Raw genomic sequence first — 9,253 nt, 5'->3', positions numbered from 1 at the left:
CGCAATCGACGGGACCCTCGGATGCCGGCGGCGCGACGTCGAGGCGGGTCACGACGACTGACCGGCGCCCTCGGGCCACTCGACGGAGAGGCCTTCGACGTCGTGTTCGCCGAGGTAGTGCGCCACGAACGGGCACGAGGGGATCACGGTGTCGCCGCGGCGCGCGAGGTCGGACAACGCTTCGCTCGCGAGGCGCGAGCCGAGGCCCTTGCCCTTGAAGGCGGGGTCGACCTCGGTGTGGGGGAGCTCGACGCGGTCGCCCGCGGACTCGAATTCGAGGAACCCGCCGAGCTCGTCGCCCACGTGGATCTCGTATCGGCCCGCGTCGTCGTTGCGGGTCACGGTCAGGTCATCGGCCATGGGGTCTCCTGTCGTCGGTGATGACAGCAACGTATGCGCTGGCATGGATGTTCCGCGACGGGTGGACAGGGACGCGCGGGTGCCTCTTGCACGCGCCGCGCGGCGATCAGGCGACGGTGGACAGCAGCTGGACGAGCTGCTCGCCGGTCCTCGTCAGCGAGCTGACCGCCGACGAGATGACGGCGAGGGCGATCACGACGAAGAGGGGCAGTTCGCGCCACCGCCGCTCCACGGCCGTCGCCACGACGACGGCGATCGCGGTGAGGATGGCGATCGTCTGCCCGGCGACCCCCGCGAAGGCCTGACGCAATGCTGATTCCTCGGTCACCGTGTTGTAGCTGGTGAAGATCAGCCCCAGGACGAACGGGATGAGAATCACGCCCGTGATGAGGAGCAGTCCCCGGCTGAGGTGGCGACGCGGCCGCAGCGCTGCGCCCTCTTCGACCTGCTGCGCGGTGGACATTCTCCGACGCTAGCTCTTGGAGAAGCTCTTGACCAGAGCGGTGGGGCTGCGGTCGCAGTCGTCGCTCAGCATGCTCGCTACGCTGGCCGGATGCCGCCGCCGCCCACCGCTCGACTCCGGTTCCGCGAGATGAGCGGCGACGACCTCGACGCGATGGCCGCTCTTCTCGGTGACCCCGCGGTGATGACGTTCTACCCCGCGCCGAAGAGCCGCGAGGACGCGGACCGCTGGATCCGCTGGAACGAGGCCAATTACGCCGAACACGGCTTTGGTCTCTGGATCATCGAGACCCACGTCGGCGCGTTCGTCGGCGACTGCGGACTCACCTGGCAGCGGGTGAACGGGGTGCGCAGGCTCGAGGTGGGCTACCACGTCGTTCCGCTGCACCAGGGCCGGGGGCTGGCGACCGAGGCCGCCGCCGCCTGCCGCGACTTCGCCCGCGACCGCGCCATCAGTGACGAACTGGTCGCGATCACTCACCCCGACAACATCGCCTCGCAACGGGTCGCCGTGAACCTCGGCATGCGGCGCATCGCCGATGACCTCGGCGGCGGCACCGTGCGCCACGTCTTCGGCATGCCGCTCTAAGGGCGCCGCCCCTCTCGTACGCCGCTCATCGCATCGTTCGCGCCGCTCGTCGCATGGCCGAGGAATACCGCCCCGCCGGGGCTCGGCATCCCTCTAATGTTCGGCGAGTCCGCAGAGCCGCGAACAGGAGACCCCATGAGCGCTTCCGTCGACGACGATGTCGTCACCGACCCGAACCTTCCGCCCGTCGCGGTACCGCCCGACAAGCTCGAGAGCCGCTGGACCCCGGCGAAGATCGCCCTGTGGATCGGCATCGCCCTGCTCGGCGGTCTCGGCTGGACCATGCTCGCCATCGTGCGCGGCGAGACGGTGAACGCGATCTGGTTCGTGTTCGCGGCCGTCTGCACCTATCTGATCGGCTATCGCTTCTACTCGAAGGTGATCGAGCGCTACATCACCCGGCCGGACGACCGCCGCGCCACCCCCGCCGAGCGCAAGGCCGATGGCAAGGACTTCGTGCCCACCGACCGTCGCGTGCTCTACGGCCACCACTTCGCGGCCATCGCCGGTGCGGGCCCCCTCGTGGGCCCGGTGCTCGCCGCGCAGATGGGGTATCTGCCCGGCACGATCTGGATCATCGTCGGCGTGATCCTCGCCGGCGCGGTGCAGGACTACCTCGTGCTGTTCTTCTCGATGCGCCGCGGTGGCCGCACCATCGGCCAGATGGCGCGCGACGAGCTCGGGAAGATTGGCGGCACCGCGGCCATCCTCGCGAGCCTGCTCATCATGCTGATCATCGTCGCGATCCTCGCCCTGGTCGTCGTGAACGCGCTCGGCGAGAGCCCCTGGGGCGTCTTCAGCGTGTCGATGACCATCCCGATCGCCCTCTTCATGGGCCTGTACCTGCGCTACATCCGCCCCGGCCGCATCACCGAGATCTCGATCATCGGTTTCGTGCTGCTCATCGGCGCGATCGTGGCGGGCGGCTGGGTCGCCTCGACCGAGTGGGGCTACGCGGCCTTCCACCTCGACCGCTCGGTCATCGCGTGGGGGATCATCATCTACGGCTTCGTCGCCGCGGTCCTTCCCGTGTGGCTGCTCCTCGCTCCGCGCGACTACCTGTCGACGTTCATGAAGGTCGGCGTGATCGTCATGCTCGCGGGGGCGATTGTGCTGGTGCGCCCCGAGATCTCGGTGCCGGCGTTCAGCGAGTTCGCCGGCGGCCAGACCGGCCCGGTGTTCAGCGGCCCGATCTTCCCGTTCCTGTTCGTGACCATCGCCTGCGGTGCGCTGAGCGGGTTCCACGCCCTCATCGCCTCGGGAACGACGCCCAAGCTCGTCGAGAAGGAGCGCCAGACCCGCTTCATCGGGTACGGCGGCATGCTCATGGAATCGTTCGTCGCGATCATGGCCCTCGTGGCGGCGCTGTCGATCGATCGCGGCATCTACTTCGCGATGAACTCCTCGCCCGCGGCCACGCTCGGCACCGCCGAAGGCGCGGTCGCGTTCGTGAACGGCCTGGGGCTCGCGGGCGTCAACCTGACGCCCGACATGCTCACCTCCACCGCGGCGGCGGTCGGCGAGAGCTCGATCGTCTCGCGCACCGGCGGCGCCCCGACCCTGGCGCTGGGACTCGCGCACATCATGCAGCAGGCCCTGGGCGGTCAGGCGATGATGGCGTTCTGGTACCACTTCGCCATCATGTTCGAGGCCCTGTTCATCCTGACGGCGGTGGATGCCGGTACCCGCGTGGCCCGATTCATGCTCCAGGATTCGATCGGCACCGTCATCCCGAAGTTCAAGGACCTGTCGTGGCGGCCCGGCGTCTGGATCTGCACGGCCGTCATGGTCGCGGGTTGGGGGTCGATCCTCATCCTCGGCGTGACCGACCCGTTGGGCGGCATCAACACCTTCTTCCCGCTGTTCGGCATCGCCAACCAGCTGCTCGCCGCGATCGCGCTCGCCGTGGTGCTCGCGATCGTCGCCAAGCGCGGTCGCGCGTATTTCCGCTGGCTGTGGATCGTGGCGCTGCCCCTGGCCTTCGCCGCGGTGGTGACGATCACGGCATCCATGTACAAGATCTTCTCGCCGGTGCCGGCGGTCGGATACTGGGCCAATCATTTCGCGTTCCGCGGGGCGTTGGCCGAGGGCAAGACCGAGTTCGGCACGGCCAAGAGCGTCGCGGCGATGGAGGCGGTCGTGCGCAACACCTTCGTGCAGGGGGTGCTGTCGGTGATCTTCGTGACGCTGGCGATCGTCGTGATCGTCATGGCCGTCATCGTCACGGTCCGGGCGCTGCGCGCGGGCGGCGGCGAGAACCTCGAGGACGCGCCCGTCCCGTCGCGGCGGTTCGCGGCCGCGGGCTTCCTCGCCACCGCGGAGGAGCGCGCGATCGAGAAGCGGTGGCAGAGCCTCCCCGCCGATCACCCCGACCGGCCGACCGCGTCGTCGCATCACTGAGGACCCCGAGATGACTCACGCGGATGCCACGGCCCCCGGCGCGGACGACGACAGCGGCCAGACGCTGCGGTGCCGTCTCGCGCGGGCGGGCCGTGGCATCCGGTGGTACGTGACGACCCTCATGGGCGATCGCGCGTACGACGTCTACGTCGCGCATCTGCGCGCCCATCACCCCGCGGCGACGCCGCTGACCGAACGGCAATTCTGGCGACAGCGCTCCGATGAGCAGGACCGCAATCCCGGCGCGCGCTGCTGCTGAGTAGGCTTCCAGGATGCTCGACGCACCGGTGCTCGCGGGCGCCGTCGGCGTGATCGTCGGGGCGGCCCTGACGCTCGCCCTCGTGCTCGCGCGCCGGTACGCGCTGGGCTCGCGTGACCTGGGCAGCGACGCCGACCGGGCGACCCACCGGACGCTCCACGTCGCGGCGGCCGCGGCCGCGGCGCTGCGCGGGGGCCGCGACGAGCCCGACGCGGCGCGCGCGGCCCGGCACCTGCGCGTGCTGCTCGGCGCCGAGGCGGTCGCCATCGTCGAGACGGCGACCGATCGCGTCGCCCTCGACGGCCCCGCGGCGCTCGAGGCCTCGGCGCGTCGCGTCGCCGCCCGCGTGTACGACTCGGCGCGCCGTCAAGTGTTCTCGGAGCACGACAGCGCCGCGGTGGGTGCTCCGATCGTGGTCGACGGGAGGGTGTGGGGTGCGGTCGTCGCCTTCGCCGACGAGGCCCGTGCGCCCCTCGTGCGGGCGACCGGGGACGTCGCCGACTGGTGCGCCGCGCAGATCGAGCTCGCGGGCCTGGACGCCTCGCGCGCCGCGTTGGCCGAGGCGGAGTTGAAGGCGTTGCGCGCCCAGATCAGCCCGCACTTCATCTACAACGCGCTTACGGCGATCGCCTCGTTCATCTCGACCGATCCGCCCCGAGCGCGCGATCTGGTGCTCGAGTTCGCGGATTTCACGCGCTACTCGTTCCGGCGGCAGGGCGAGTTCACCACGCTGGCCGAAGAGCTGCGCAGCATCCACTCCTACCTCGAACTCGAACGCGCGCGCTTCGGCGACCGCCTCACGGTGCGTCTGCGCATCGCACCCGAGACGCTCGCGACCGTCATCCCGTTCCTGTCGGTGCAGCCCCTCATCGAGAATGCCGTGCGTCACGGTTTGGAGCCCGGGGAGCGCGGGGGAGTGCTGACGGTGTCGTCGGTCGACGCCGGTACGCACACCGAGGTCATCGTCGACGACGACGGGGTGGGCATGGACCCTGACGAGCTGGCGGCCCTGCTCGATCTCGACGCGCCCTCGTCGCACGTGGGGTTGCGCAACGTCGACGCGCGCCTGCGGCAGCTCTACGGTCCCGCCGGAGGTCTCGTCGTCGAGACGAATATCGGCGCGGGCACCTCGGTGCGCCTGCGCGTGCCCAAGTCGCAGCCGCAGCACGAGACGGTGCGCGCGTGAGCGTCATCGTGCTCGTCGCCGACGACGAGGCACCCGCCCGCGCCGAGCTCGCGACGCTGCTCTCGGCCGATCCGCGGGTCGACACGGTCTGCACGGCCGCCGGTGGGGCCGAGGCGCTGCGGATCCTCGAGGGTGGTGGCGTCGCCGTGGCCTTCCTCGACATCCACATGCCGGGGCTGGACGGCTTCGATCTCGCGCGGGCTCTCGCGGGTCTGCGCGCGCGCCCCGCGGTGGTCTTCGTGACCGCCGACGATGCGGGAGCCGTGCAGGCGTTCGACCTCGAGGCGGTCGACTACGTCCTCAAGCCCGTCCGGGCGGAGCGGCTGTCGCGGGCGCTCGGCCGTGCCCTCTCCTCACCCGCCGATGCCGAGGCGCCGGGCGACGAGACGATCCCCGTGACCGTGGGTGCGACGACGCGCCTCGTGCGCCGGTCCGAGGTGCGATGGGTGCAGGCCAATGGCGATTACTCGCGCCTGTACACCGCGTCGGGGGACCACCTGGTGCGGGCGACCCTGTCGGACCTGGCCGACCGCTGGGCCGACTCGGGATTCGTGCGTGTGCACCGTTCGTACCTGGTCCATCGCGAGGCGGTCGTCGAGGTACGCCTCGCCGGGTCGGCGCCCACGGTCGTCCTGCCCGAGATCGAGCTGCCGGTCAGTCGTCGCCTCGTGTCCGCCGTGCGCGAGGCGCTACTGCGATGACCCGCGCCGGGGCGGTCGGCCGCGTTCGCGGAGGAGGGATGCCATGACCCCTGATCCGCGTCCCCCGCAACGCGTGCGGGTCACGGCATCCACCGCGGGGCGGGTCCCACGACCGGCGACCCGGGGATTCGCCCTGCCCGGGCGCATCGCCGACGAGGCCGAGGCGGTCTTCTCGCGCGGGCTGGTGCGCGCGCAGCTCCGCTTGGCTCTCGGGTGCGTGTCGTCGTTCGTCGCGGTCGCGGTGGTGCTCACCGGGATCATCGCGGCCCTGCCGACCCTGGGCGATCCGGTCCTGTGGTCTGTACCCCTGTCGTGGTTGCTGCACGCGTACGGGTTCTACCCCGTCATCCTCGTCTTCGCGCTCATCTACGTCCGGGCCGCGGCCCGAAACGAGCGCCGCTACCGTCAGCTCGCCGAGCCGGGGCCGGCTTCATGAACCCCGTCTTCGATCTGGCGGCGGTCGGCGCGCTCGTCGTGATCACCGCGGTGCTGGGCTTCGCCGGCATCCGCACCTCGCGCACGCGCAGCGACTTCTTCGTCGCCTCGCGCAGCGTCGGAAGCGTCTGGAACGCGTCGGCCATCAGCGGCGAGTACCTGTCGGCCGGGACCTTCCTGGGCCTCGCCGGTCTGGTGCTGCTCTCGGGGGCCGAGGGATTCTGGTTCCCGATCGGCTATGCCGCGGGGTACCTGCTCGTGCTGCTGTTCGTCGCGGCGCCACTGCGGCGCAGCGGGGCGTACACCATCCCTGATTTCGTCGAGGCGCGGTTGGAGTCGCGGGCCGTCCGGCGGGTGACGAGCGTCGTCGTGCTCGTCATCGGGTGGCTGTACATCGTGCCGCAGCTGCACGGCGCGTCTCTCGCCCTCGGCGTGGTCGCCGACGTCCCGCCGTGGGTGGGCGGGGTCGTGGTCGCCGTCCTCGTCGCGGGGATCGTCGCCGCGGGAGGCATGCGCGCCATCACGGCCGTGCAGGCCTTCCAGTACTGGCTCAAGCTCACGGCGCTGCTCGTGCCGGCGGTGTTCCTGCTCATCGCGCTGGCCGGCGACGGGACCGCGATCGATCCGGCACGGGTCTTCCCGGTCGAGAGCGGGCCCGGCGCCCTCGACGCGTATGCGACGGGGTCGCTGCTGCTCGCGCTGCTGCTCGGCACGATCGGCCTGCCGCACGTGTTGGTGCGCTTCTACACGAGTCCGGACGGGGCGTCGGCGCGGCGTACGACCGTGGCCGTGATCGTGCTGATCGGGGCGTTCTACGCCGTCTCGTCGACCATGGGGCTCATCGCCCGCGTGGTGGCCCCCGACCTCGCCGCTCCCGGGGTCGCCGACACCGTCGTGCTCGCCCTGCCGTCGCGTCTGTTCCCCGGGCTGACCGGTCAGCTGCTGACCGCCCTGCTCGTCGCCGGCGCGTTCGCCGCATTCTTGGCGACCTCGTCGGGGATCATCGTGTCGCTCGCGGGGGTGGTGAGTCAGGACGTGTTCGGCGGCGGGGTGCGGTCGTTCCGCCTATCGGCGGTGCTGTGCACGGCCGTGCCGCTGGTCATCGCGCTGCTGACACAACCCGCGGGCCTGGTGTCGAGCGTGGGGCTCGTTTTCGTCTTCGCGGCGTCGACGCTGTCGCCGGTGCTGCTGCTGGGCGTGTGGTGGACTCGGCTGACCGCGCGCGGGGCGGTGGCGGGCATGGTCGTCGGGGCGGTGTCGTGCGGAGCGGCGCTGGTGGCCGGGGCCGCGCTGCGCGATACGGCAGGCGGGGCCGTGTTCTTCTCGCAGCCGGCCGCGTGGACCATCCCCCTGACGACCGCGGTGATCGTCCTGGTGTCGCTTGCCGATCGCGGTGGCGTACCGCTGCGCGTCGACCGATACCTGGCGCGGCTGCACACGCCCGACGTCTGAGGGCTCAGCCGCGCGCCCGGTGACGCCGTACGGCGGCGCGGTTGGCGCAGCGTACCGAGCAGTAGCGCTGCCGACCGTTGCGGGTGACGTCGACCACGACCCGCGTGCACGGATCCGCCGCGCACCGGGCCAGGCGGTCCATGCCGCGGGTGACGAGGTGCAGTGAGGTGCCGACCGAGATCACCGCGGCGAGCACGCGGGGGAGCTCCTCGTCGCTGTCGCGGTAGTGCAGGTGCCATCCTTCGCCGTCGTGGTTCGTCAGCCGCGGGTAGGCGGTCACGGCCGCCATCTGGGCGTTCAGCAAAGCGGCGCGGGTGTCGTCGTCGGGGGCGTCGACGATGCGCAACCACTCGTCGATCACGGCGCGTGTGCGCTCATGATCATCGGATGCCACGGGAAAGGTCATCGTCATCCCCATCTCGCGCGTACGGGCTTCGATGCCGTCGCGGTCGTCCGGCCACTCGTTCGCCAGCGAGGCGGCCAGCAGCACGGCGTACTCCCCGTAAGGGTTGAGATGCATAGCGGCATTACATCACGCTGGGTCCATGACCGCCCCACGCCTCGTCCCCGCCGCCGGAACGGCATCCGTCCACGAGCACGCGTGGGTCACGGAGTCGTCGCACGTCACGAGCGAGGGTCGCGTGCGATACGTCCGGTGCACGTCGTGTCCCGCGCGCCGGGTCGACGTGGCCGAGCCGGCGTGGCTGCCGCCCTCGGCGATATCGCGCCTGCTCTGACGCGGGGGCATCCGATCCACAGGGGCCGCGCCGAACGGCGGCGCACGGTAGCGTCGAGGGGACCGTCGACGGAGGACGCATGCTGGTTCTGAGCCTGATCGCCGCGATCGCCGCCGCCCTGCTCGTGCCCGCGCTCGCGTTGCACGTCTGGTACGCCATCGGCCTGTCGCGCGTGTTCGATGCGCGGGGAGCCGAGCGGTGGCGCGCCTGGGTGCCCCTCGTGAACGACGCCGAGATCTTCCGGCTGGGCGGCATCGACCCCGTGCGTGCGGTGCTGCTGGTCGTACCGGTCGTGAACATCTACGCCCTCGTGCTCAAGGCGCGCGCCGCTCACCGTCTGGGGACGGCCGTGGGGCGCGGCGCCGGAACCACCGCCCTCGCGCTGCTGTTCCCCCCGGCGTGGGCGCAGGTCCTGGCCGCTCTCGAGAGGGCGACGGATGCCGAGCTCCCCGCGCCCGGGCCGCAGCGGCGTTCCGAGGTGTCCGCGCCCCCCGCGCCCGCGGGTCCGATCACGGCTGTGCCCGGCACGGTCGCGGCTGCCGCCGGGGCGCGTGCGGCGTCCGCCGAGCCCGTCGTCGCGCCCGCACCCGTCGTCCTTCCCGGGCCGGTTGAGATCGTGCCCACCCGCCCCGCGCCCGAGAACGAGCCCTCCGAGCACGCGCCCTCCGAGGA

Annotated in this window: 12 protein-coding genes; 9 read left to right on the top strand and 3 right to left on the bottom strand. The window is 71.4% G+C overall.

Annotated elements, in window-relative coordinates; all coding sequences use genetic code 11:
* Positions 1–48 precede the first annotated feature (48 nt).
* On the bottom strand, positions 49–360 hold the full coding sequence (locus DBR36_RS07560) for a GNAT family N-acetyltransferase (protein WP_108318269.1): 312 nt from the start codon (positions 358–360) through the stop codon (positions 49–51).
* 106 nt (positions 361–466) lie between these two features.
* The gene (locus DBR36_RS07555) at positions 467–823 is read right to left on the bottom strand and encodes a hypothetical protein (protein WP_108318268.1); all 357 of its coding nucleotides are present in this window, start codon (positions 821–823) and stop codon (positions 467–469) included.
* Between the two features lie 90 nt (positions 824–913).
* Between DBR36_RS07555 and DBR36_RS07550 the strand changes: the two genes are divergently transcribed.
* From DBR36_RS07550 to DBR36_RS07520, 7 genes are all read left to right on the top strand, one after another.
* A complete protein-coding gene (locus DBR36_RS07550; RefSeq protein ID WP_108318267.1) occupies positions 914–1,411 on the top strand; it encodes a GNAT family N-acetyltransferase in 498 nt (165 codons plus the stop codon).
* A 135-nt stretch (positions 1,412–1,546) separates the two neighbouring features.
* A complete protein-coding gene (locus DBR36_RS07545; protein ID WP_108318266.1) occupies positions 1,547–3,811 on the top strand; it encodes a carbon starvation CstA family protein in 2,265 nt (754 codons plus the stop codon).
* Positions 3,812–3,821: 10 nt separating this feature from the next.
* Entirely contained in the window at positions 3,822–4,070 is a 249-nt protein-coding gene (locus tag DBR36_RS07540) for a YbdD/YjiX family protein (protein ID WP_108318265.1), read from the top strand.
* A gap of 13 nt (positions 4,071–4,083) precedes the next feature.
* Positions 4,084–5,256, top strand: coding sequence for a sensor histidine kinase (locus tag DBR36_RS07535; protein WP_108318264.1), 1,173 nt, complete (start codon positions 4,084–4,086; stop codon positions 5,254–5,256).
* Positions 5,253–5,957 (top strand): LytTR family DNA-binding domain-containing protein, encoded by a 705-nt coding sequence (locus DBR36_RS07530; protein ID WP_108318263.1) that lies wholly within the window; start codon positions 5,253–5,255, stop codon positions 5,955–5,957. The genes DBR36_RS07535 and DBR36_RS07530 overlap by 4 nt, the downstream gene beginning before the upstream one ends.
* Positions 5,958–6,000: 43 nt before the next feature.
* Positions 6,001–6,393: a heavy metal transporter gene (locus DBR36_RS07525; RefSeq protein WP_108318262.1), complete on the top strand. Its 393-nt coding sequence runs from the start codon at positions 6,001–6,003 to the stop codon at positions 6,391–6,393.
* A complete protein-coding gene (locus DBR36_RS07520) occupies positions 6,390–7,844 on the top strand; it encodes a cation acetate symporter (RefSeq protein ID WP_108318261.1) in 1,455 nt (484 codons plus the stop codon). Before DBR36_RS07525 ends, DBR36_RS07520 begins: the two co-directional genes overlap by 4 nt.
* Before the next feature lie 4 nt (positions 7,845–7,848).
* On the opposite strand, the gene DBR36_RS07515 is transcribed toward DBR36_RS07520, so the two are convergent.
* Positions 7,849–8,364 (bottom strand): CGNR zinc finger domain-containing protein, encoded by a 516-nt coding sequence (locus tag DBR36_RS07515; RefSeq protein ID WP_108318260.1) that lies wholly within the window; start codon positions 8,362–8,364, stop codon positions 7,849–7,851.
* A gap of 25 nt (positions 8,365–8,389) precedes the next feature.
* On the opposite strand from DBR36_RS07515, the gene DBR36_RS07510 reads away from it, so the two are divergent.
* Both DBR36_RS07510 and DBR36_RS07505 read left to right on the top strand, forming a co-directional pair.
* Complete coding sequence (locus DBR36_RS07510; RefSeq protein WP_108318259.1) at positions 8,390–8,581, top strand: hypothetical protein; 192 nt, start codon at positions 8,390–8,392, stop codon at positions 8,579–8,581.
* 79 nt (positions 8,582–8,660) lie between these two features.
* Positions 8,661–9,253: DUF5684 domain-containing protein (locus DBR36_RS07505; RefSeq protein ID WP_258222614.1), on the top strand; the 593-nt coding region annotated here is incomplete at its 3' end.

This window comes from Microbacterium sp. HMWF026 (genome assembly GCF_003061325.1).
Lineage (GTDB): Bacteria > Actinomycetota > Actinomycetes > Actinomycetales > Microbacteriaceae > Microbacterium > Microbacterium testaceum_E.
Note: the sequence above shows the minus strand (reverse complement) of the source record. Positions and strands in the feature narration are given on the sequence as shown.

Excerpts from the sequence above, each read along its gene's own strand:
- DBR36_RS07560 (WP_108318269.1), bottom strand. The coding sequence starts at position 360 with ATGGCCGATGACCTGACCGTGACCCGCAACGACGACGCGGGCCGATAC.
- DBR36_RS07555 (WP_108318268.1), bottom strand. The coding sequence starts at position 823 with ATGTCCACCGCGCAGCAGGTCGAAGAGGGCGCAGCGCTGCGGCCGCGT.
- DBR36_RS07550 (WP_108318267.1), top strand. The coding sequence starts at position 914 with ATGCCGCCGCCGCCCACCGCTCGACTCCGGTTCCGCGAGATGAGCGGC.
- DBR36_RS07545 (WP_108318266.1), top strand. The coding sequence starts at position 1,547 with ATGAGCGCTTCCGTCGACGACGATGTCGTCACCGACCCGAACCTTCCG.
- DBR36_RS07540 (WP_108318265.1), top strand. The coding sequence starts at position 3,822 with ATGACTCACGCGGATGCCACGGCCCCCGGCGCGGACGACGACAGCGGC.
- DBR36_RS07535 (WP_108318264.1), top strand. The coding sequence starts at position 4,084 with ATGCTCGACGCACCGGTGCTCGCGGGCGCCGTCGGCGTGATCGTCGGG.
- DBR36_RS07525 (WP_108318262.1), top strand. The coding sequence starts at position 6,001 with ATGACCCCTGATCCGCGTCCCCCGCAACGCGTGCGGGTCACGGCATCC.
- DBR36_RS07520 (WP_108318261.1), top strand. The coding sequence starts at position 6,390 with ATGAACCCCGTCTTCGATCTGGCGGCGGTCGGCGCGCTCGTCGTGATC.
- DBR36_RS07515 (WP_108318260.1), bottom strand. The coding sequence starts at position 8,364 with ATGCATCTCAACCCTTACGGGGAGTACGCCGTGCTGCTGGCCGCCTCG.
- DBR36_RS07510 (WP_108318259.1), top strand. The coding sequence starts at position 8,390 with ATGACCGCCCCACGCCTCGTCCCCGCCGCCGGAACGGCATCCGTCCAC.